The sequence below is a fragment of the Dyadobacter crusticola DSM 16708 genome (assembly GCF_000701505.1).
GTDB classification, from domain to species: domain Bacteria; phylum Bacteroidota; class Bacteroidia; order Cytophagales; family Spirosomataceae; genus Dyadobacter; species Dyadobacter crusticola.
On sequence record NZ_JNJB01000004.1, the window covers coordinates 551,837 to 575,875 of the forward strand.

At 46.3% G+C, this 24,039-nt stretch carries 18 protein-coding genes; 10 read left to right on the plus strand and 8 right to left on the minus strand.

Annotated elements, in window-relative coordinates; genetic code table 11:
* Positions 1-431: 431 nt before the first annotated feature.
* Both Q369_RS0105865 and Q369_RS0105870 read right to left on the minus strand, forming a co-directional pair.
* Positions 432-743, minus strand: coding sequence for a hypothetical protein (locus Q369_RS0105865; protein ID WP_031526880.1), 312 nt, complete (start codon positions 741-743; stop codon positions 432-434).
* A 50-nt stretch (positions 744-793) separates the two neighbouring features.
* Positions 794-1,081: a YtxH domain-containing protein gene (locus tag Q369_RS0105870; RefSeq protein ID WP_031526881.1), complete on the minus strand. Its 288-nt coding sequence runs from the start codon at positions 1,079-1,081 to the stop codon at positions 794-796.
* 354 nt (positions 1,082-1,435) lie between these two features.
* Between Q369_RS0105870 and Q369_RS0105875 the strand changes: the two genes are divergently transcribed.
* Positions 1,436-1,804 (plus strand): response regulator, encoded by a 369-nt coding sequence (locus Q369_RS0105875; protein WP_031526882.1) that lies wholly within the window; start codon positions 1,436-1,438, stop codon positions 1,802-1,804.
* A 117-nt stretch (positions 1,805-1,921) separates the two neighbouring features.
* Here the strand turns inward: Q369_RS0105875 and Q369_RS0105880 are convergent, their stop codons facing one another.
* The gene (locus Q369_RS0105880) at positions 1,922-4,153 is read right to left on the minus strand and encodes a tetratricopeptide repeat protein (protein WP_229206745.1); all 2,232 of its coding nucleotides are present in this window, start codon (positions 4,151-4,153) and stop codon (positions 1,922-1,924) included.
* 441 nt (positions 4,154-4,594) lie between these two features.
* Between Q369_RS0105880 and Q369_RS0105885 the strand changes: the two genes are divergently transcribed.
* From Q369_RS0105885 to Q369_RS0105900, 4 genes are all read left to right on the plus strand, one after another.
* Entirely contained in the window at positions 4,595-6,346 is a 1,752-nt protein-coding gene (locus Q369_RS0105885) for an alpha-amylase family protein (protein ID WP_157488051.1), read from the plus strand.
* Between the two features lie 58 nt (positions 6,347-6,404).
* Positions 6,405-8,402 carry a site-specific recombinase gene (locus tag Q369_RS0105890; RefSeq protein ID WP_031526885.1) on the plus strand — a complete coding sequence of 666 codons (1,998 nt, stop codon included), beginning with the start codon at positions 6,405-6,407 and terminating at the stop codon, positions 8,400-8,402.
* Positions 8,403-8,568: 166 nt separating this feature from the next.
* On the plus strand, positions 8,569-9,297 hold the full coding sequence (locus Q369_RS0105895) for an N-acetylmuramoyl-L-alanine amidase-like domain-containing protein (RefSeq protein WP_229206746.1): 729 nt from the start codon (positions 8,569-8,571) through the stop codon (positions 9,295-9,297).
* Between the two features lie 8 nt (positions 9,298-9,305).
* Positions 9,306-10,382, plus strand: a complete 1,077-nt coding sequence (locus Q369_RS0105900; RefSeq protein WP_031526887.1) for a mechanosensitive ion channel family protein — start codon at positions 9,306-9,308, stop codon at positions 10,380-10,382.
* Positions 10,383-10,571: 189 nt separating this feature from the next.
* Here the strand turns inward: Q369_RS0105900 and Q369_RS0105905 are convergent, their stop codons facing one another.
* The 3 genes from Q369_RS0105905 to Q369_RS0105915 form a co-directional block, all read right to left on the minus strand.
* Positions 10,572-11,942, minus strand: a complete 1,371-nt coding sequence (locus Q369_RS0105905; RefSeq protein WP_031526888.1) for a HAMP domain-containing sensor histidine kinase — start codon at positions 11,940-11,942, stop codon at positions 10,572-10,574.
* Positions 11,939-12,616: a response regulator gene (locus tag Q369_RS0105910; RefSeq protein WP_031526889.1), complete on the minus strand. Its 678-nt coding sequence runs from the start codon at positions 12,614-12,616 to the stop codon at positions 11,939-11,941. Before Q369_RS0105910 ends, Q369_RS0105905 begins: the two co-directional genes overlap by 4 nt.
* 208 nt (positions 12,617-12,824) lie before the next feature.
* Complete coding sequence (locus tag Q369_RS0105915; RefSeq protein WP_031526890.1) at positions 12,825-13,385, minus strand: DinB family protein; 561 nt, start codon at positions 13,383-13,385, stop codon at positions 12,825-12,827.
* Between the two features lie 335 nt (positions 13,386-13,720).
* Here Q369_RS0105915 and Q369_RS0105925 point away from each other — a divergent pair, with 335 nt between their 5' ends.
* Genes Q369_RS0105925 through Q369_RS0105935 form a run of 3 tightly spaced genes read left to right on the plus strand, consistent with a single transcriptional unit; the run spans position 13,721 to position 17,170 of the window.
* Positions 13,721-14,335 (plus strand): DUF4136 domain-containing protein, encoded by a 615-nt coding sequence (locus Q369_RS0105925; protein WP_031526892.1) that lies wholly within the window; start codon positions 13,721-13,723, stop codon positions 14,333-14,335.
* A 2-nt stretch (positions 14,336-14,337) separates the two neighbouring features.
* Positions 14,338-14,997 carry a hypothetical protein gene (locus Q369_RS0105930; RefSeq protein WP_031526893.1) on the plus strand — a complete coding sequence of 220 codons (660 nt, stop codon included), beginning with the start codon at positions 14,338-14,340 and terminating at the stop codon, positions 14,995-14,997.
* A gap of 31 nt (positions 14,998-15,028) precedes the next feature.
* Positions 15,029-17,170: a hypothetical protein gene (locus tag Q369_RS0105935; protein WP_229206747.1), complete on the plus strand. Its 2,142-nt coding sequence runs from the start codon at positions 15,029-15,031 to the stop codon at positions 17,168-17,170.
* On the opposite strand, the gene pheA is transcribed toward Q369_RS0105935, so the two are convergent.
* Positions 17,171-18,244 carry a prephenate dehydratase gene (gene pheA / locus Q369_RS0105940; RefSeq protein WP_031526895.1) on the minus strand — a complete coding sequence of 358 codons (1,074 nt, stop codon included), beginning with the start codon at positions 18,242-18,244 and terminating at the stop codon, positions 17,171-17,173.
* Positions 18,245-18,279: 35 nt separating this feature from the next.
* Entirely contained in the window at positions 18,280-20,151 is a 1,872-nt protein-coding gene (locus Q369_RS0105945; protein WP_031526896.1) for a DNA topoisomerase IV subunit B, read from the minus strand.
* Between the two features lie 268 nt (positions 20,152-20,419).
* On the opposite strand from Q369_RS0105945, the gene Q369_RS0105950 reads away from it, so the two are divergent.
* Positions 20,420-22,945, plus strand: coding sequence for an SLBB domain-containing protein (locus Q369_RS0105950; protein ID WP_035333025.1), 2,526 nt, complete (start codon positions 20,420-20,422; stop codon positions 22,943-22,945).
* Positions 22,945-24,039: a hypothetical protein gene (locus Q369_RS0105955; RefSeq protein WP_031526898.1), complete on the plus strand. Its 1,095-nt coding sequence runs from the start codon at positions 22,945-22,947 to the stop codon at positions 24,037-24,039. Before Q369_RS0105950 ends, Q369_RS0105955 begins: the two co-directional genes overlap by 1 nt.

A 24,039-nucleotide genomic window follows, 5' to 3' on the forward strand; every position in this document is an offset into this window, starting at 1 on the left:
ACTGAGTATTATAATTCAGAATGTCGCAATTCTCTACGCCTTTGATCATGTCAGGATCAGCCTGGTGCTGGTTTCAAAACGCAGCTAAGTGGGCACAATCTTTTGTATACGCCCCGCCTCCGAGCCAGCGTGGCCAGAAATGCAATACTTTTTATTTATCTGAGTATCAAAAGTATCGGGGCCAAATCAGTACAAACAAAGTTGTCTTCGCAAAGAACTTCCGGCAGTCGCACCGGCGCTTTTTCAATGGCTGATAGATCCCGGTTGTTTTCCTTTTTAAGAAAATAAATAACGAGACATTACATACTAAAACAAAAGCCTTGCCGACCGTGCGAGCGCTACCCGGGGAAGTCCACTATGCGCGGCTAAGCTTTTGAAACAACAAAACCCTCAGCAGAGAGGGTCTCGTGTAAGATTTATCCAGAAGATACTTATACCGGTTTGGTCGCAGGCTCGTCGGTCACTTTCTTCACCCAACGCAATCCTTTCAGCAGCATTTCCCTGCCTTCATTGACACCGTGTTTGAGTATAACCCTCTCGACGACCATCGGTACCACAAAGTTAAGTGGCGGCGGAAGTCGCTTCAATGCAGTACGTCCGATCAATGTATGCACACCCATTTGAAGCCCTTTTCCGCCCAGCGCCTGCTTGCCTGACGAAACCAGGCTATCTACAAAGCTGAATGTACCGGAAGCCGGCTTGCCGCTTTTCCTGTTTGTTGATGTAGTCGATGAATTTTCCATATAGCATTTAGCAAAAATGGCCGGAATGCATTATTCCGGCCAATGTGATTTTATCTAAAATCGTTGATTTCCTTTTTTGCAGTGTCAGTGTATTCGGCTGCTTTGTTAACTGCTTCGTCCTTGTAAGCCAGACCTTCTTCTTTCAAGTCCTCGGCCACTTTCTTGGCGTCGTGCTTACTTCTTTCCAGTGCGTCAATCAGGTCGCTCGCCAGGCTATTGGTTTTTTTCTTGATCTTCTTTCTGGTTGTAGCACCTTCTTCCGGCGCGAGCAACAATCCGATCACAGCTCCCACAAGTGCAGCTGAAACAACTCCCAAAATAACTCTATTAGCTGACATAATTCTTAGTCGTTAATGTTAACAATCAATTTCAATACAATTTCGAAAAATCCTGTACCAGCAAATGGAAGCATATCCATTTATCGTTATAGACCTTACTGTCAATAGTTTACCAATTTACCGGTAATACCTTTTGGTAAAACATGTAAAGAAAAATACCTAATCAGCGTAAAAGAAGGACAGACTGCCGCATGAAATCTATACTATCCGCCCCGTAAACTTTGTCCGGGAACTTCTTTATCTTCTTCAAGATGGCAGGATTATTGCCATACTAACTTCAAACTGCGACAACACATGTCGACTCTGCCCAACACCTCCGCTATTGAAGACTAATATATTTTTCAACACATCGCTATGAAGATTGTAATTATTGAAGATGAAACAGACTTGGGAGTGTTGATGCGCAATTTTCTAGTAAGACAACTTAATATCGAGGAACCTGAGAAAGCTATTAAAGTAGCTGCATCCATTCAGGAAGGAATGGCTTGTATTAGTGCCATGAAACCCGATTGGATCTTCATTGACAACAACTTACCTGATGGTAAGGGAATTGCAGAGATTCAGCGGATCAAAAGCATGTACACAGATAAGAAGATCTTCATCGTAACTATGAGCGCGATGACAAACCTCCGCGACGAGGCTTTCCGAAACGGCGCAGACTATTTTTTGGATAAGCCGATCAGCTTCGTGGAAGTCAAAAACATCCTTTCGAAACACCGGTAGTAACAGCGACACCCTAACCGCGCCGATAAACAGTAGAAAAATTTACAATACTTGGGGACAAACTGAGGGGAATACGTAGAAAATGTTGCTCAAATGGCTTAAATAGCCTTATTATTTCTAAAACAGGATCGGACAGCGTGTTCCTGATCTGTTCCTGGGACCTGGCAGTTTCACTTTCTGGCTACGGTACTTCGCATGCTTTTTCTTCGGCCCCTCATTCTTCTTCTTCGCATAAGGAGCAAGTTTGAAATCATAGTCGGGAATGAAATAATCCTCCTTATACTCTGCAACCGGCAGCGGCATATAGTGCCGACCGGGAAATGTTAGCACATCGTATTCATAGTCGTATAAGTAGATCGTTACGAATCCATCGCGGCTGTATTTGATCCCAATATCAGAAAACGGGCTGTTCTCGTCCGCAGAGGCAACCAGCCGCATCATTTCTTTCTGTTTGCCTTTGGCTAATACAGTCATATTGTACTGGAAAACCCGGTGTAGCGAATCAATCTGTAATGCAACTCCAAGGTAATACTTGGCATCCTTGATCCTTTCCTGTCCTGCATACATCACCGCAGTGTTGTTCAATGCGCTCTTGTCCTGGTAGGTTTGGTAGCTCAGCTTTGCCTGGTCGTACTTTTCCATATACCGGTATACGTTGCCCTGATTTACATTATAAAACTTACGGGAAGGAGCAGCTTCCATTGCTTTTTTGAAATCTTCGTAGGCGCCATCGTAACGAAGGTTCGCCTCATTTACCTGACGTTTCTGATCGTGCCTGTTTCCTATATACGCCTGAACGATCCCATGATTATTGTGTAAAAAAGGCAGTTCCGGCTTTTCTCTTACCAAGCTATCAAACAGCGCCATTGATTTATCCAGCTGATCATTTTCGAGCAGCACCACGCCCCAGCCGTTTTGCGCATTCACATTGGCAGGGTTTAACGAAACCGCTTTTTTGAAAACCTGATATCCTTTTTTGAACATATCAAAGTGCAGCAGCAGGTTACCATAGTTGCTCCACATCAAATCATACCCTTGCTCATACTGTAAAGCCTTGGCGAGAAAGGTACCTGCCTCGGAATAGCGCTTCTGGTCGATCATGATGCCGCTCATACCCGCCAGTGCCTCGTAACGGGTTGGATCCAGCTTGATCGCTTTTTGAAAATCCTCCTGCGCCTCGCTGGTCTTTTTAAGATAATATTCCGAGAAAGCTTTTGTTACAAAAAGATCCGCAAAAAAGCGGTTGTTTTCGTCCATCGCCTTTTCTGCTTTTTTAAAATCCTGCAAGGCCAGATCATATCTTTTCTGACCGTAGTGAGCCACTGCGCGGCCGAGGTAAGCCGGCATGTAAGTTGAATCTTTTTTGATAACCCGGTCAAAAAGGGTGAATGCTGTCTGGTATTCGCGTTTTGAAAGATGCGTGTTGGCGATACCGGATTGCAGTGCGGGCGTTTCCCTTTTCAATGTGGAAGCAAGCTTGTAGTACCGCTGCGCTTCATTGATCAGCTTTAAACCGTAATTGGAATGCGCCATTCCGAGGTACGCATCACCACGGAAAGTGCGGTCGTCGGTTTCCAGGTAAGTTGAGAAAACAGCCTTCGCCGCTCCAAACTGGTTAAGCGACAACAATGCATTCGCGTAACGTATCTGTGCTTTCGGGTGCTTTCTTGCGACTTTTTCAAAATCCTTGACAGCCCTTTTTTCATTACCGGTGCGCATGAGCATGTCCCCACGCTGCAACCGGTAAGCCATTTCATCTTTTTGCCGGATCGCGGTAGTTACCTCTTCAATGGCTTCTTCTGTCCTGCCGGTATATTTGTACGCCATTCCCAGATTGTAATTCCATTTACCGCCGCTGTTCCGGGCAGAGTTGCCGGTTGCAAAATCGATTGCCTCATTGTATTTCTTCTGCTTCCCAAATGAAACAACCGTGTTGAGGTTTGCCTGCGCGCCGCCCGGCGCTTCCGCGAAATCGTTTCTGGCCGCGTCGTATTTTCCCGAAAGTAATGCAAACAAGCCCCTGTTGTAACGTAAATGCGGTTCCTGAGTACTGAGATCCAGCTCCTCCATTATGTGCAGCGCCTTTTGATAATTGCCAAGCAGTGCCAGAATGACCGCCTCATTGTTCATCCGCTGTACAGAATCGGACGGTTCAAATGCTTCTTTGTGGTAAAGTGCGTAGGCTGCCTGCAAATTCCTGATACCCTGCTGGTAGGATTTTTCGCGGAGCAATGCGGGGTTGTTTTCCTCAAATGAGCGGTTAAAAACAGGCAGGAGATCTTTGACCAGTCGCTGGCACTCCCCAAAATCCTGTGCAGTAGCATTGCCAGGACCTAAGACAGTCAGCATCAGCAAAATACCAGTGCAAAAGAGTAAGTAGATTTTCTGTACCACAGTCGAATTGAAATGGCTCAAAAGCCACTAACCTACGAGTAATCACGGAGAATTACAATTAATCACCTGCACCAGGCGCTAAAAACAAGCTATAATTTTATTTTTTAACAAAATAATCAAAATGTGATTTTGTGAAGCCGAAGCCGGAGACTTTACAAATCGAGACTTCGAACGGTCTTCGTTTTCTGCACTCACCTTGTCACACTGCAAATGCATGATCCAACCCTATCAAAAAGGCTGGCATGATTTGAGGGTATAGATTCAAAATTAATATCTTGCAAGACAGTAAATATCCCCATTCTCCTGCGCCAGCTCTTGGGCAGGGCTGTTATTGCTACTGAAATTAAGAGAGTTAGGCAGTTCATTCAATCCCAATCAGCATTAAAGTCGAGCCAAATGATATCCTCAGAAAACAAGCATAAACTAGTTATATACCAGATTTTCACGCGCCTTTTCGGAAACCAAAACACCACAAACAAATTTTACGGGACCCTGGCAGAAAACGGTTCAGGGAAATTCAACGATATCTCTGACCCGGCACTCCTCGCATTGAAAGATTTCGGTGCAACGCACGTATGGTACACAGGTGTGCTCGAACATGCGACGCTCACCGACTACTCCGCGTTTGGAATAAAGCCCGATCATCCTTTGGTCGTGAAAGGCATTGCCGGCTCGCCTTATGCAGTGAAAGATTACTACGATGTGGATCCTGACCTTGCTGTGGATGTTAATAACCGGATGCAGGAATTTGAAGCATTGATCAACCGCACCCACGCCCATAACCTGAAAGCGATCATTGATTTCGTCCCAAATCACGTAGCGCGGCAGTATTGTTCAGATGTACGGCCCGAAAACGTGCAGGATTTTGGCGAGGGTGACGATGATACCGTTGCATTCAGTCCTTCAAACAACTTTTACTATATCCCGGACCAGGACTTTATTGTTCCGGAAGGGCACAAACCTCCGGTACCGATCGAAGCTCCCTACTCAGAGAGACCAGCGAAAGCTACCGGAAATGACGTTTTCGCTGCACAGCCAAGTCAGTACGACTGGTACGAGACGATCAAACTCAATTACGGCATCGACTATCTGAACGGGCACCGCACACACTTTGACCCGATCCCTTCCACCTGGCACAAAATGTACGATATCCTGAAATACTGGACTTCAAAGGGCGTTGATGGATTCAGGTGTGATATGGCCGAAATGGTACCTGTTGCATTCTGGTCGTGGGTAATCCCCGAAATCAAGAAGGTGAAGCCTGAGATTATTTTCATAGCCGAAATCTATAATCCGGCCGAGTACCATAACTATATTAACAATGGAAAGTTTGATTATCTGTACGATAAAGTCGGACTTTACAACTCCCTGCGCCGGCTGATCGAAGGCCACGGCACTGCGGAGGATATCACCAGGATCTGGCAGCAGGAGTCGGGCGACATTGCGTCTAACATGCTCCGTTTTCTCGAAAACCACGATGAGCAGCGCATTGCCTCTCGCTATTTTGCGGGTAATCCCTGGCTGGCGGTGCCGGCTATGGTGCTCAGTGCCACGCTGCACACCGGCCCGCTGATGATCTACTTTGGCCAGGAACTCGGCGTAAACCCAACTGTGGGCGAAGGTTTCCAGGGAGAAGACGGGCGAACTACCATTTTCGATTACTGGGGTATACCTGAATTCCAGCTTTGGGTAAATAGCGGGAAATTTAATACTGATCTGCTGAGCAATGAACAAAAGCGGCTGCGTGCATTTTACGAAAGCTTAAATCATTTTGTGCTCGAAAACGAGGCTGTTTTCGCAGGTGCATTCTATGATCTGCAGTACGTGAATATCGATGGGCAAAGTTTTAATTATGACAAGAGGTTCGTTTACAGCTATTTGAGATATACGGAAAATCAGCAGCTGCTATTTGTCTGCAATTTCAACCGCGAAAAAGCCATTGAAACGAACGTCCGCATTCCGCAGGATGCGTGGAGCCAGGTATTGAAACTGGAAAATACCGGCCTGTACAAGTTGAAGCCCGTTTTTCCGGCATTTATCTCTCAGATACATTTACAAACTGCTGATATCACGTCAACGGGAGTTCATGTGGAGCTTCCTGCGGCATCGGTTTTTGTATATGAGATCGTGAGAAAGCAGGTTATCTGAAATACGGCGGTGCAGCCTGTGCGTTGGGAATTTGTTTCAAGCCGCTAAATTTCTGAACATGAGGATAGATTTAATACAAAATGAGGCGGGATACGTCAGTAAGTTCCTTGATAAGGCACGAAGAAGATGGAAGGCGAACCGGCGGGGCAATTATTCATTCCTTGAAAGCCTTTCCAGCCTTTTTTCGAATGAAAATGAAAGGGCACTGATTGCTGAAGAGATATTGTCGGTGCTCCTGTCGACGAAGTTCGTTTCCCTGCTCACCGAATCTGAGATCGGGGCCAACAAGGGATTTTTCTCGGATGCGTCGGCCAGGCTAAGTTTCAAATTTCTGCCGCCGGTTGAAGAGCCGAACGAACTAAGGACGCATTTCGATCATTTTTTCTGCTATAAAAAAGACTATCAGTGGGTGCGGGCCATTCCCGACCAGGAATGGAGCGGGTTTCTGCAAGTCGTGTTCAACGATCAGGACTTTACGTCCAGCGGACATATTGAAAAAGAGGTGCTCAACTCAGTGCTGATACTTGCGCAACGTGCAGCTACGTTGGGCGTAGACCCGGAGGTTGTCTCCAAAATTCCGAGGGTCGACGATCTGGACTCCCCTTTTCTGGGGCTCAACCGGGAGGTAATTCTTTTTGTTGAAAATACGCTCAACTCGGCTACGTACCGGGGTGCACTCCGTGAAAACGACTACAAGCACATTCTGGTCATGATCAGTCAGTGCAAAGAGCAGATCAGCTATATCTACAAGCACAAAGACCTTTTTGGGATAAGCCTGCAGCTGACTTACCTCGTGCGGCAGATAGAGCAATATCTAAAAAGGCTTACGCAGCTGCTTGAAATCATACACACCTCCGATAACGAACAGCGCTGGTTACTGATCGCCGGCTTGCTGAAAGAGTTCGTGTATGCAGAAAATACGCGCTATAGCCTCCGCAAGCACTTCTCCACCAACCTGCAATTGCTTACTTTCAAGGTAATTGAAAATACCTCCAAAACGGGCGAGCACTATATTGCTTCCGACCGATCGGCGTATTGGAAGCTTTTTGGAAGAGCTCTGGGCGGCGGTGTGATTGTTGCATTCCTCTGCGCCAACAAGACGCGGCTCTACTTCCAGCATCTGCCGATCTTTTGGGAGGCATTCTTTTACAGCCTCAACTACTCGCTGGGGTTCATGCTGATCCACATTCTCGGCTTCACCATTGCGACCAAGCAGCCTGCTATGACTGCCTCAACCATTGCCGCCAATCTCAGCAACAATGGAGAGAATGTAAACTGGCTGCATTCAACGACCCAGCTGCTGATCCGGCTGATACGTAGCCAGTTCATTTCTTTGGTTGGAAATGCGGTGATCGCTTTTCCGGTGGCGTACGGAATCGACCAGCTATACTACCGTGCAATGGAGTACCATATTGCCGATCCCGCCAAATCCATAAGGCTGATCGCCGAGCTGAATATCTGGGAAAGTCTCGCTCTTCCGCACGCGGCACTGGCCGGTGTATACCTGATGCTTTCGGGGCTGGTTTCGGGTTATTACGAGAACAAATGGATTTATAACAAATACACTTTACGCATCCAGAAGCACCCCAGGCTGAACAGGCTGCTCGGCAGGGAGCGGCTGGACCGTGTGGCGCACTATTTCGAGCGAAACTTCGGCGGATTGGCGGGTAACTTTTTCCTGGGTGTTTGTTTAGGCTCCACAGCCGCGATCGGGTTTACGTTCGGCCTCCCGCTGGATATAAGGCACATTACCTTCGCCGCCGGTAATTTCGGACTGGCCATTTCCGGACTTGAAAACCACGTTTCAACTGAACTCATTTTTAATTCCATTATCGGCATCGCAGGCATAGGTGTTGTAAATGTGATTGTCAGTTTCGGATTGTCCATTGCTTTTGCACTCAAATCGCGGAATGCAAAAATGGCGGAGGTAAAAAACCTCATTGCAAACCTGGCCTGGCAGTTTTTTCACCATGGGCTTGCATTCTTTTTTCCCGTCAATAACAAAGTTGAAGAGCGGGAAGAAATTCAGGAAGCAATCTCGCACAGACAGACTTAGCATTGCAAATAGGCCTTTGATCACTATTTTTACGTTATTGCCGGCAAATAAACTTACCCGTAACAGAAAATCCATCATGTTTAGAATTGTTGCTTTATCCATTCTAATTTCAGTTTCCTGCGCGGCTTATTCGCAAACGAACCTGCAAAAAGTTTTTGGACAAAAAATGGATTTACCTGAAAGCAGGGACATCGGAACCCAGGTACTTCGCATGAGTGAATCCTTTCTCGGAACACCTTACGTGGCAGGTACTCTGGAAGGTAACCCAACAGAAAAACTGGTTTGCAAATTTGATGGCCTGGACTGCACTACATTGGTTGAAAGCGTGATAGCCCTGACGATAGCCAAATCCGAGAACGAAAGCTTTGAAGCATACAAAAACGAGCTCACCAGGCTGCGCTACCGCGACGGCAACATCGACGGCTACCCTTCGCGGCTGCATTACATACTCGATTGGATGTACGAAAATGAAAAACGCGGCCGGTTGGTAAATATCACTGAGAAAGTGGGCGGGGTACCTTTCAGGAAAGAGATCAATTTCATGACCAATCATGCCAATCTATATCCGGCAATGGCCGAGAGTGCGGTTTGGGAAAAAGTCAGGGAGCAGGAAAACGTTATTAATACACGCGAGCACAGCTACATTCCTAAAGCCGGCATACAGAAGGCCGAGCCTATGCTGCATAATGGCGACATCGTTGCATTCACATCTTCCATTGAAGGATTGGATGTTAACCACATGGGAATTATTACCAAAATCGGCAGCCGCGCATACCTGATCCACGCTTCATCAACCGGCAAAAAGGTAGTGATGTCAAACGTGCCGCTGGCTGAATACGTTGCCTCCGTCCCGAAGCACACGGGAATGATCGTAGCGCGGCTCAACGATATCTGAAACAATGAATGGATTTTCTAGAAGTACTTAACTACAGAAATGCTCCCTGGCTGATTCTCACGATAGCAGCGCTCATTGGTCTTGTCCTGAGTCTCTTCCTGATTAACCTGATCAAGATTGCCGCTTCCCGGGAACAATGGCGGGCTGTGCGTGCGATTCACGAAAACCTCACGAATGTGCTGTTTTTCTTTGTGCCAATGGTACTGGTCACCATTGCCGCACGCGCCTACGTGCTGCCTTATCCTGACTATGGCTGGCTGTTCGGGATCAGCAAAGTATTGCTCATTGCAATTACAACCTGGCTGATGGTCCGCATTGTGATTATCGTAGAAAAAATACTGGTCGATCAACTCGATTTCAATTCACCTGATAACAACCACGCGCGCCGGCTTTTTACCAAGATCAAGTTTGTAAAACGAATGGTGATCATCCTCGTTGTAACGATCGGAGTCTCCATTCTGCTGCTGAGCTTTGAGAGTGTGCGACAATATGGTATTGGTATCCTCACTTCTGCTGGTATCGTCAGTGTAATCATCGGTTTTGCAGCTCAACGGTCGCTCGCTAACCTGATGGCAGGCATTCAGATCGCATTTACGCAGCCAATTAAGATTGACGATGTGGTCATTGTAGAAGGAGAATGGGGCCGAATCGAAGAGATTAATTTGACTTATGTAGTGGTGAATATCTGGGACTTACGAAGAATTGTCTTGCCGATTACCTACTTCATTGAAAAACCCTTTCAAAACTGGACCCGAAATGAAAGTGCATTGATCGGTACCGCGTTTTTTCAGCTGAATTACCACGCACCCATTCCCATTCTCAGGGAAAAATTGAAAGAAATACTTGACGCGACTCCGCTTTGGAATGGCAAATCCTGGGCTTTACAGGTAACTGATACGCAGGGGCAGCTGATGGTTGTCCGCGCATTGATGTCCGCCCGTAACTCCGGCGAAACGTTTGACCTGCGTTGCCTGGTGCGCGAGAAGATGATCGAATTCATTGTGCAGGAATACCCGGAGGCATTACCTTCTACCCGCATTGAAGACCTGCAAAAGCCGATGCGCATTCATGATACCGGCTTATAAAAAAATTGGCCTCCGGAATGTCCGAAGGCCAGTCATTGTGTACTACTCACCTAACTCAATTTAACTAATGGAGTTCTCTCTGATTCTGTAAACCCGGTTGTTCCACACTCGAAAAAGCAGGAAGATCGCTTACACTGTAAAGGAATCGAAGTAGTGTTAAAGTGGCGTTAACATGGAATTAAAAGTGAATTAAAATGGCGGAAAACGGACTGCGAACGTTGTCCCGGAACCTGGTACCGACTCCACGTCAATCGTTGCGCCCTGCATATTGATAATGCGCTTCGTTAAGGCCAGACCAATTCCGTAGCCCGCCTTACTGCTGGTGGCACCGCTTCGGTAGAATGTATCAAAAATGTAAGGTAACTCAGCCGCTGCAATGCCCACGCCACGGTCTTTGAAATAAATCCGGATGTAATTATTAACAATTTCAAGCGACACATTTACCGTTTTGTCTTCCGAGTATTTACATGCGTTGTCCATCAGATTAACGAATGCAGTGCGCAGCAGACTTTCGTCACCAAACCTCTTCAGTTGCTCTTCGTCATCGGGAATTTTGTCGTAAGCTACTTTCACCAGATATCCCTGGTTCTTTTGTTCAACCGAAGTTTTCGCCTGCCAGAGTACCTCGTCTATCCTGATTTTCTTAAATGAAACCTTAAATGCATTCTCGTCAGTCTGGGCGAGTTCCAGGAGCCTGCTCACTAGTCCATTCATTTCCTTTGCTTCGGCCCAGATCCCTTTTAATGCGTCCTGGTATTCGGTCGGAGAACGTTCCTTCATCAGTCCGAGCTCTGCTTCGCTCATGATCAGTGCGAGGGGTGTGCGGAGTTCATGCGAGGCGTGGGACACGAAGTTCTTTTGTGCAACAAAGGCAATTTCCAGTCTTGTAAGCATTTGATTAAAGGTTTCCGCCAGCAAAGCCAACTCATCCTTTTCACGACCTACACTCACTTTTTCGTGCAGGTTACCCGCTGAAATGTTGTTAACCTGGGCGATAATGTCGGCCACAGGCTTGATCGCGTCGTTGGAAAACTGCCAGCCCGCCACGGCCACCAGGATTAGCGACAGCAGCCAGCCGATCAAAAGGATCTCACGCAGCCTGTTCAGCTGGTTCATACCCAAGGTATCATCGGCAATGATCACCACGATCCACGGCTTGCGATGATCCTGCAGAATGTGCCGGATCACAAATACTTCTTTATTCTGGTACTTGGTCTTGATCTCTTTTCCAGCACGCGCATCGGCGAGGGTAGCTTTGGATATTTTGAGATCTTCGGCTCCGCTCATGTAGATAACCGAGTCGGACCCGTCGTAAATGGTAATTTCTTCGTTCAGGAGAATGGTTTTATTCTCCTTTTCTATTTTTTCAATATCTGCTTTGCTGATCCCGTTACTCGCCTCCACCAGCTGTGCGATCGTCTGTGCGCGCTCGTTCAGAAATGAATAGAATTGCTTTTCCCTGTACTGATCATAAAAAAAGTAGATCGCCAAACAGAAAAGCGCCATGATGGAACCCACCAGCATGGTAAACATGAGCGTCAGGCGGGCCTTGATGTTCATTCCTCTTTGAAAATATATCCCATTCCCACAACTGTGTGGATCAGCTTGTTGGGGTAATCCTTATCTACTTTTTTCCTCAAAAAGTTGATGTATACATCGATCACATTGGTACCTGTGTCAAACCGGATATCCCAAACCTGCTCAGCAATGTCGACCCTTGATACTACCCGGCCCCGGTTGCGCATCAGGTATTCCAGCAATGCAAACTCCTTAGCCGTGAGATCAATGCGGTTGCCGGCCCTGCGTGCTACCTTTTCGTCCAGGTTCAGTTCAAGATCGGCGATTGTCAGTACCTGGCTGGACTGCTCTCTCGTGGTACTCCGATGCGCGAGTACCTTTACCCTTGCGATCAGTTCGCGGAATTCGAATGGTTTAACCAGATAATCGTCGCCGCCTGCTTCGAAGCCGTCGAGCTTATCGTCGATTGTGCCGAGTGCAGTGAGGAAAAGAATGGGAGTCGAAAGCCCATCATTCCGCAGTTGTCTGGCGAGATCATATCCATTCAGAAGCGGGAGGTTTACATCAAGGATAATAATATCAAACCGGTAATTGGAAGCCATTTTCTTACCAACCTGACCATCATAAGCCAGCTCAACTTCCCAGGATTGCTCTTCCAGTCCCCTTTTCAGGAAACCGGCCAGCTTCGGCTCGTCTTCAACGACTAGAATTTTCATAGCAGCGGTAAATATTTATAAGCCCAATGTCGCACACATTTCTACTTAAAAAAAGGCTGACCGAAATATCGGACAGCCTTTTTGTCTATATCCACACCATTGGAAAGTCAGCAGCAATGTGCTAAGACGATCCTTTATAATGCAAACTAAAAAATTTGAACAATAAATACTATGCAAGTCGCACTTTTAACAAAATATCCTACAAGTATCAGTAGTAATCTGCACCCTGATCAAAATCGGAACGGTCGTTGTACGCACCAAAATCATCGTCCTCTTCCAGCCTCATCCCCTTCAATGCTTTCTTGATCAATCCGATCTGTCCCGCGTGATATACATCGTGCTGTATGATCCCGTGGATCAATGTGTAATAGGAATAATCACGCCCGGGCACGAATTCCTCGAGGAAGCTGTCGCTTTCGATTTTTTCGAGTTCGGAGATGAGTTCTTCCTGCGAAAGGCTCAGTTCCATTTGAATTGCTTCCCATTCAAATTCATCCACAACCGGGAATTTCTTCCAGTCTTTATCCTGCGTTTTAATGTCAAACTCGGCATCACCCTGTATCTTTCGAACAGTAAAAATCCGCCAGGTAGTCATGTGGTACACGATCTCCGCAATGGAATGCGTGTTGGTACTTAGTCTGGCCTCTGCCATTTTCGGGGTAACATCCCGCAAAGCCTCTACAACGGAAGGTCCGTACCACGCCTCTTCACTTTCATAGGTATCATTAAGAACATCTATGATCCTTAAAATCTCTTCTTTTGTTTCCATATCTATCAATTAATGCAAGGTGCTGCTGGATTTTTCGAAACCAAAGATGGCAAATTATGCCTTCTCATTATTTACCAGGATTCATTTTTGTTGAACGCACACTCACTGGCTTCGCACGATTTTAATATCCGCCCAGAACAACAATATTTCTGTGCCCGGCAGTTGCTAATGCTTTCGTTCTGCAAAGAAACTTCTTTACAACCAATTTCTAAAGATTCCCGTCTTTGCTTGAAAACAGGCCCCGTCCAACCAAAATATTGAACACGGAATGGACCAGAAATAAAATGTTCAATTTCAATTTTCGTTTAATTATCAAATTAAAATTTAGACCCAAAATGTTAAAGAAAGCCTCGTTATTCCTTCTGATAGCTGGCCTGGGATTGATTTCATGCTCAAAAGACCCTATTAGTGACCTGTCCACCGAAGAGTCTCTGGTATATGTAACCAATCACGATCAATCAGCCAATTTTACACAGTACAAAACATTCAGCATCGTTGATTCCGTGCTGGTAGTTGAGAACAATCGCTCAGGAACAGCATTGAGTGACCTTGACAGAGATGTTTTAAACCGGATTATAACCAAAATGCAGGGCCTCGGTTATAAATACGTGAGCCCAAAAAGCAACCCCGATGTGGGTATCAATGTAACCTGGGTTACCAATACTTACCTGAATGTAGTTTCTCAGCCACTTTCGTCTTATTACGGCGGGTACTGGGGCGGGGGCCTTGGTTATGGCTACGGATACCCCAACTACTATAGTTACTACGAAACAGCCGAAAGCTACTGGTTGATTTCCATGCTGGATTTCAAGAATCCAAATACTACCAACAAAACTTTCAATGTGATCTGGGATGCTCAGATCAGAGGTTCGGGAATCGGCAACAGGCAGTATGTTGACACGATGGTGGACTCGATTTTTGGCCAGTCCGGATATTTAAAGATTAACTGAAAATGAAAAAATTAATAGTAGCAGCCTTTTTTCTGGCCGGTTTCATACCTGCATTTGCGCAGGATGCACCTAAACTTTATACATTGCCTTCGCCTTTCGAACGGTATACGCACTACCTGGCAACCCTGCGGTTTACAGGTGCAGTACCTTTAGGTTCGTTCTCAGATCAGTACATTGACAAGGCCTCGTTCCAGAATGCTTCGGTTTCCATTGAGTGGGTTTTAAGAAATTCACCCATTTCAATCGGCGGTGAGATCGGTTCGACTTACTTTCAAAAGCGGCTGCCTCGTGCAATATATGAGAATGGCAGTGAGACGATATCAGCAGTGCAAACGCGCACTTTGTCGCAATATCCTGTGGAGCTTTTTGGCAACTACCATTTCCTGGGACGGACATCGAGCATTCAGCCTTACGTTCAGGTGAGCGGTGGAGTTAGCATTCTGGACAATGTGCTTTATTACGGCAGTTTGTCTTCGCAGCACCAGAAAGTTGCACCGAAATACGGGATTGGGCTTGGCTCTAAATTCCTTTTCAAAAAAGACGGATCAGTGGGTGTGGATGTGCGTGTGAAATATGACGGCACAGCTTACAAACACGATTATATCGAGAAAGGAGTGTCGTCGCTGAACGGTTCGGTAGGCATTTTCTATCGTTGGTGGTAATCATCAGATTGTGGTACATAAAAACAAAGTTTTGTCAAAATCATTTTTTCTTTGGGCCTCGGGAATATTCATTTTTCTGGCTGGTTCTGGGCTATGGGCCTGGAACCGCTTCGGCCCTTCCGGCGACCGCCATTATCCGGAGAGTACCAAAGGTTTCCCGGTTGCAACTACGATTGACTCCTCTTCAAATGCCTGCGACCTGGTGATACGCAGGTACCGGCAGATCGGCTCCGAAATGCAATTTGAGCTTGCAGCAAATGTCGGCGGGCTTGCTCCTTACAATGTAGAACTGACCCAATCGGGCAAGGTTCAGAAGTTTTCCGATCTCCCGCACAGATACGGAGCCTGGCTCACACTGCCCGGAGTTGATCTGAGTGCAGGCGAAGCAAATATTAAAGTTGTCAGCCTGGGACAACCTGGTTGTGAGACTACCGCTTCATTCAATTTCGACGGTTCGATCAAGAATGAAATACCGGATGTTTCGCAATGGATCCGGCACGGAAGTAAAGACAACTGGCTTGACGTGCGGCCCGTGTTGAAGGACGGAAAGCTGTTTCTCAAAGATTTTGCCAATTACCAGGACGGCCGGACAAAGGTGGTGATGATCGATGGTATCGGCGTGAATGGACTGGAAAACGGCATTGAGGTAAGACCCGGCTATCTTTACTCCATTACTGCGCGGTGGATCGACGCACCTTATAATGATTGGTGGAACGAACTTAAAAACCGCTCCCTACGTCAGCAAAATATCTGGATTTCAGGCAAAGTTTCAGATCAGACAAACTCGACGCTGACCAGGATTAACATTCCCGACTGGTTTGCTCCTCCACGGGGTTTGAATGTAACATTTGATACCAAATTCCCGGAATTTGAACCTGTCAAAAACAAGATTGTAGCTCAATACAGAGTAAACGATTACGTTCCGGCTGAAAACTACTACAAGCGCGGGATCGGATATCTTTTTAATACTGAAAAAGAGTATCCCCCAAGCAAGCTACACTATACAGCCACACCTAATTATTTCGCAGATCAGGACGATAAATGGTTTTCCCAGCTCAGTAGGCAGGAAGTTGAATCGCGGGCAGGAGTGCCAGGCTTCGGTGTTTATGCATTTGATTTCGAGTTCTGGAACCAGAAGTATTCTCCCGAGGTGAAGCAGCGCCTGTTCTGGTTTGCAAGTGTGATCAGGAAAAACCATCCGCAAATGTACCTGATGGATTATTGGGGCGGCGGCGCTTACACCAATCCACATATTAATACAGTGGGAGGCGCGAAACCAGCCGATTTTTACAAAGATTATCAAGAGCCAAAAGCAAACAATACCAACTTCGACATCATGCCAAGCGGGGAAAGTCTGCGAACTGTATTCAACACGGTTCCCATTGACGTTTACTCGAAATCAATGTTCCCGATGGACGAAAAGGGTAATTCCCCAAATAACTTCGTGCTGCTCTCTGCCACGCATTCGCACCGGATTAACCAGCAGATACCTTATCAGAAAAACAATAAGTTTATATTTTACGGCTGGAACAAGTACCAGCCTTTGTACAAAGACCCCATTAATCCGTGGAATTACCAGCTTACCAATCCCAAAGGCGAGCTGATCATGAACCAGCTTGAATTAATGCCAGCCAGCCAGGCGCTGAGTTTATCGCTCTTTTCACTAGTGCTGTTTGACGGTTATTACCTGTGGCAGGACAGTGCGCCGGTCGGAAATGATCCGAATGCATACCAGCTATCCAAAGACAGCTGGGGCTGGGGATATGAATGGTACGCAGCAGACGGAAAAACACCGGAAAGCGAAGTGGGTAAAAACAGGACCAGCGGCGCCCCCATGTCTTGGGATTTCCCTACTGAATATTACATGCTGGGCAACTGGATGGCCAAGCAGGTGGAAGATGTGATTACGGGTGGTACCGTTAAAGATCTTGCATTCAAGTCAAATGGGAATTGGAAACAGCCTAAAAAAGAACAGGCACTGCTCGCTATCGAAAATAAGGAGCCTTTTGTGACCTCTGTTGTGAAAGGAAAGCAGATCGCCGTACTCGCAGTTGACTGCTTCCAATCACCCAATGCAAATAAAGTAATGCAGGTACGATTGCCCGATGGAACTGAAACTTCCATCGAGCTATATGGTAACTGGCCGTCGCTTTACCGTGGGACATTGAAATAATCAGGATACTTTGATGTAGCTGCCCAGCCATTTCAAATGCGTACCGTATTTGTGCATGATCTCCTGCACCGGCGGGTCCTGCATATGCCCCAGAAATTCTACCAGGAACCAGGTCCTGAATGCAGCTTCGCCTCTTAGCGGTCTGCTCTCAATCTTGGTCAGGTTGATACCGCGATCGTTGAAATCTTTCAGGAACTCGTAAAGTACACCAGGGCGGTTTGTATTCGGCAGATTGGCAATAACTGTCGTTTTGTCGTCGTCGCTCTTCGTATTTGCGAAGTCTTTGGCTAGGATCAAGAACCGCGTCCTGTTCTGGTCACTGTCTTCAATATTATCAAAAAGCGTGGGTACCCCGAAAAGCCGAGCCGAAATCGAAGAGCAGATTGCAGCAGCATCGGGCTCTTCCGCGGCCATTTTCGCAGCTTTTGAAGTTGATTCTACCGGGATCAGTTCTACATTCATTCCGGCAAGGTATTCCTGTATAAATTTACCGCATTGCCTGAATGCGATATCCTTGGAATAAATGCGCCGGATATCTTTAAGGCTGTCGGATTGAGAAGCAAAAGTAAAATGCACCTGTAAGAGCACCTCGGCTACAATGGACAGGTTTTTTTCACGCAGGAAATCTACGGTCTCGATAACGATACCTTCCTGGTTATTTTCAATGGGTACCACGCCGAACTTCGCCCGGCCTGTCTCCACGCTTTCGAAAACGGAATGGATTGTCGGCAGAACCAGGTATTCGCTCATTCCACCAAACCGGCTCTCGGCCGCCTGATGGGTAAAGCTGCCTTCTGGCCCCAGGTAAGACACTCTTTCGGGTAGTTCGAGATTACGGGAAACCGCGAAAATCTCAAAGAAGATGGCGTTGATAGCCTGGCGCGTCAGCAGTCCGTTATTTCGTTTTTCAAGCCTGTCCAGGATCTGTTTTTCTCTTTCGGGGCGATAAATGATCGATTGTGACGACCGTTTCAGCTCGCCTACTTTTTGAACAAGCTCCATTCGCTCGTTCAAAATGGACAATAGCTGATCGTCAAGTGAGTCAATCCTGTTTCTTAAATCCTGTAAATCCACAAATGATATTGTAAAATGATTGGTAATAATATCAGCTATCCGGCCAGCGCCAGCTCTTCTATATTCTTCTCGATTTTCAGGTTGTCGATGATAAACCGCTGCCTCTCCGGCGTGTTTTTACCCATAAAATAACCCAGCAGCTTTTGAATCGAAGTCTCTTTTTGCAGAATAACGGGTTCAATGCGCATATCCTCACCGATAAACTTTCCGAATTCTTCCGGTGATATCTCGCCCAGACCTTTGAACCTCGTAATTTCCGGCTTGCTGCCTAACTTATGGATCGCGTACTGCTTTTCCTCGTCGCTGTAACAGTAAATGGTTTCCTTCTTGTTACGGACCCGGAAAAGCGGCGTTTCCAAAACGAACACGTGTCCATTACGTACCAGATCAGGGAAGAACTGCAGGAAGAATGTCATCAGCAGCAAGCGGATATGCATTCCGTCTACGTCCGCGTCAGTAGCGATGATAATGCGGTTAAAACGCAAATTTTCGACGCCGTTTTCAATGTCGAGAGCGTGTTGAAGCAAGTTAAATTCCTCGTTTTCGTACACGATCTTTTTGGTTAAACCAAAACAGTTCAGTGGTTTTCCCCTCAAACTGAATACAGCCTGAGTCTGGATATTTCTCGACTTGGTAATGGAGCCGCTTGCCGAATCACCCTCGGTGATAAACAATGTAGTTTCGTAACGGAGCTCGTTTTTAAGGTCGGTCAAATGCAGTCGACAATCCCTGAGTTTCTTATTGTGCAAATTGGCTTTTTTGGCTCTGTCATTTGCCAGTTTCTTGATTCCCGCCAATTCCTTCCGCTCGCGTTCCGATTGCTCAATGCGCTTTTTCAATGCGTCCCGCGATTCAGGGTTCATGTGCAGGTAATTATCCAGTCGCTCTTTCACAAAATCATTCACAAAAGTCCGCACAGTAGTACTGTTCGGGTCTGGCGTAATGGTGTTAGAGCCGAGCTTAGTTTTTGTCTGCGATTCAAACACAGGCTCTTGCACGCGTATAGCTACTGCCGCACTGATGGACGAGCGAATATCTTCCGGCGCATAGTCTTTCCCGAAATGCTCACGCACTGCCTTCACCACAGCTTCACGGAAAGCCACGAGGTGCGTACCACCCTGCGTTGTGTACTGGCCGTTCACGAAAGAATAATACTCTTCTCCGTACTGGTTCCCGTGTGTCATTGCAAACTCAATATCCTCCCCTTTTAAATGAATGATGGGATAACGGATCGATTCAGCATCTGTTTTGCTTTGCAGCAAATCCAGCAATCCATTGTGAGAGATGTATTTCTGCCCGTTGAAATTAATCGTGAGGCCCGCATTGAGATAGCAATAATTCCAGATCATGCTATCGAGGTATTGCGGGATATATTTGAAGTTTTTAAAGATAGCCCCGTCTGGCTCAAATAATGTGTGCGTACCATTCCGCTGGCTGGAAGTCTCTTCGCCAGACTCGCGCAGCAGGGCGCCCTGTTCAAATTCGGCAATTTTCGTTTTACCGTCGCGGAATGATTGTACCTTAAAATATTGCGAGAGCGCATTCACCGCCTTTGTACCAACTCCATTCAAACCCACAGATTTCTGAAAAGCACCGGAGTCATACTTACCACCGGTGTTTATTTTCGAAACACAATCCACAACCTTACCCAGCGGGATACCCCTGCCGTAATCCCTTACCTCTACCCTATGCTCCGAAATCTTGATCTCAATCGTTTTGCCATTTCCCATCATGTGTTCGTCAATCGAGTTATCCACGATTTCCTTCACGAGCACATAAATACCATCATCCACCGACGACCCATCACCCAATTTTCCAATATACATTCCCGGCCGAAGTCGTATGTGTTCCTTCCAGTCCAGAGACCTGATACTATCCTCGTCGTATTGAACGTTTGCACTTTCCATTTTTATAATTATTCTTTTAGTCTTATTTCCGATTTTGAATATTGTATTTTAATAATTTCAGTTTTTTGTCGTTACGCTGTTATAACTTTGCGCAGATTAGGTGAGGCCGATTAATAGAATTTCTTTAAAAATAGGAAAAATCTAATTTACTTTGCTAGCACATACACATCGAAAAACGAAGCTGGCCTGGATTCCAAACTCAAAAATAGTAGTCTAAAAGATAGGTTTCATGGATTTTCAGCATTTCAATAGTACAATAATTCTTCATATGAACAGATTCAGATTTACTAAAAGTTATAAATCATTATTTCTTTATTTTCTGAGTTTTTTGATCTCCCTGCCCGCAGTTTCCCAGGTAACACCCACAGCTCCAACTACTACCGCTCCCACTTCCCAGGGCACACCGGGAGGTGCGCAGCAAAGTGGGCCGAGAGGAACCAGTGGAAATGCACCTTCAGGTACAACCGGCAATGCAAACAATCCTCAATCGGGTAATGCGCAGAACGGCGGTCAGCAAACCGGAAACCAGCAAAACGCGGCCAACCAGTCCAATGATAATGGCAAGAACGCGCAAAACCAGAATGGACAAAATAGCGATCAAGGCAATGATCAAAGCAAGGTAAACACCTCAACCACGACCCAGCTGACGCCGGCAGAGCAGGAAAAAGAGGCATTTCGTCAGAAAATTTACGGCTACTCCATTTTTGCTAATAAAAACCTTGACCCAATCCCTGATTTACAGATCGCAACACCTACAAACTACATAGTCGGCCCTGGCGATGAACTGAATATCTACATTTACAACTACGCAGAAAGCACTTACGAAGGCCTAGTAAATAAAGATGGAAATATCCTGATCCCGCGTGTGGGACCTGTTCAGGTGGCAGGACGCACGATCGAGGAAATCAGGAAAATTCTGATTGACAAATTCGCCAAGTTTGTTCCCGGCCTACTCGGCTCAGGCGGGGCAACCGCGCGGACCAAACTGATGGTAACGCTTGGCAATATTCGTTCAGTGAAGGTGTTCGTGACGGGTGAAGTAATCAACCCAGGCACCTACGAAGTATCTTCTCTTTCTTCTGCATTCAATGCCCTTTACCAGGCCGGCGGACCTAATGAAATTGGATCTTTCCGCGATGTACGGGTTGTGCGTCAGGGAAAAGTAGTGTCTCACATGGATATCTACGACTACCTGGTAAATGGTAAAATTGAAGGCGATATCCGCGTTCAGGACAACGACAACATTGTAGTCGGCTACTACCTGAAAAGAGCAGAAATCACCGGTATGATCAAACGTCCGGGTATATATGAACTTAAACCGGAAGAAAAGCTGGGAGATGTTCTTAGATATGCAGGCGGATTTCAGGATAAAGCCTACCGGGCCAGACTTAAAATCCAGCGCATTACATCCAAGGAAAGAAAGCTACTGGATGTTGCCGAAGGCAATTACGAAAACTTCGACGTTGTTACAGGTGACTCTATCGACGTAGGAACCGTACTCGACCGGTTTGATAATATCGTCACCATTGAAGGAGCGGTAATGCGACCTGGCAATTTTTCACTTGATAGTAGCCCGACTTTAAAAGCATTGATTGAAAATGCACAGGGTTTGCGCGAAGATGCGTTCATCGGCCGGATCAGCATTCTGCGTACAAGAGATGATCTTACATTGCAAAATATTTCCATGAACTACACCGACCTGATCAACAATGTAGTTCCGGACCTTATCCTTACACGCCTTGACCAGGTGATTGTACCTTCGAAATTCGATATGGCGGAATCCGCTTATGTGAGTGTAGAAGGTGAAGTGAACAATACTAAATTCGGTGAGAATGAAGGTAAATTTCCTTTTACATCCGAGATGACGCTGGAAGATGCATTGGTACAGGCAGGCGGCCTGAAAGAGTCCGCTTACACGACCGAGGTGGAAGTGGTGAGACGTAAGCGTAACGGCGTGGCCGGCACAGCAAATGCGCAGATATCAGAAGTTTTCAAGTTTGACCTGAACCGCGATTTGTCGCTCAACAGTAAAGCAACGAATTTCCGCCTGTTGCCATTTGACCAGGTAATCGTACGTAAATCTCCGAATTATGTAGAACAGCAAACTGTTTTTGTTGAAGGAGAAGTACTTGTAACAGGTCCTTATACGATTGTCAATAAGAATGACAAGATCAGTGACATTATCAAAAGAGCAGGCGGATTAACCGAGCTTGCTTATCCCCAGGGTGCTACATTACTTCGTCGCACGATTGTCCGTGACCTTGAAGAGCCTACCGACTTTGATCAGGCGGCAATTACCGAAAGGAGCATTAAAAAAGGGACAATATTGGGTGATCAGCCTAATGTAAAAGAAGAAAAGATCGGTATCGTTTTAGAGAATATCCTCAAAAATCCGGGATCGTTTGAAGATCTGATCGTACAGGAAGGCGATATTATCCGGATACCTAAGCGCCTTGAAACGGTACAAGTTGCGGGATCGGTACTCTATCCTACAACCGTTAAATATGGCAAAGGAATGTCATTTACGGACTATATTTCGCAGTCAGGAGGCTTCACAGTTCAATCGTTGCGGAAAAGCTCGTACATTAAATACCCGAATGGAAATATTGACCGTACAAGAAGATTCCTGTTCTTCAACGTTTATCCGAAAGTTGAACCAGGATCGGAGATTTTTGTACCAGTTCGCGCAGCGCCTCAATTGAATACGCAGCAGGCAATTTCAACTGCCACAGGCTTGCTAAGCTCTGTGATGGGATTAATAGTAACAGTATTGGCTTTTCGCTCAATTAGATAATGGCTGAAACACTCACACCCACGCAAAGGCAACAGATTCCTGACGATGAACTTTCTCCAAAGGAGGTTGTCGAAAAGGTAATTGTTGTAAAAGATGCGATCCTTCGCAACTGGCAGATGATCCTGCTCCTGCCCATCATCGGCTTCGGAATTGGGTATGCCATGGACACCTACATTAAAAAGGCGCCTAAGTACGAAGCAAACGTTGTTTTCAACCTGGGCGGAGGAAGCCAGGCTTCGGGTTTAGGTGATATGGCCGGACTACTCGGACTTGGATCGACTCCGGATGCAAACATTTTTACCGGCGAAAACTTCTTCTATTTTGTTAAATCCCGCCCGGTACTGGAAAGAAACCTGATGAAGGAGGTAGATATTCACGGCAGAAAAGAAATTTTCGCCAACTTCTTCATTGATTCAAGTGGCATTAAAACGTCAGATTGGGAAGAAAGACCTGACTTGCAGAACTTCCATTTTCAGACAAATGATCTGAAACAGCTTGACAGAAATTCCAGGATTGTATTGAACGAAATCGTTAAGAAAGCGGCAGATGCGACTGATATTGCTTCTCTTGACAGAAAATCATCTTTCATTTCACTCTCCACGCAGATGGAAAATGAGGCGCTGGCAGGCCTTTGGGTAACCACGCTATTGAAGACGGTAGAAGAAATGTATACCGAGAACCAGACGCAAAAAACAAGAAAAACACTGCGCCTGCTTCAGCACCGCGCTGACTCGCTGGCCAGGGTACTTGGTATCGCCGAGCACAAGCTGGCTAAGCAAATGGATTACAGCACACAGATTATGCTGCCGGAAGCTAAGGTTTCTACCAATAGCATGGAGCGTAAATCTTCATTCCTGCAGCAGCTTTACTACGAAGCAATGGCGAATGCAGAAAAGATGCAGATGTCGCTTGTTCGCGAGGCGCCGCTGTTTACAGAGATTGAAGGCATCAAAGTGCCTCTGGACATGAAGGCAGAAGACAAAAGGAATGCAAAGATCGGCGCGTTGTCGGGCTTGTTGATTGCATTGATATTTACTTATTTGAGAACAGTATTCAGTACTCCTGCTACTAAGGTAAAAGTAGAGAGAGCGTAA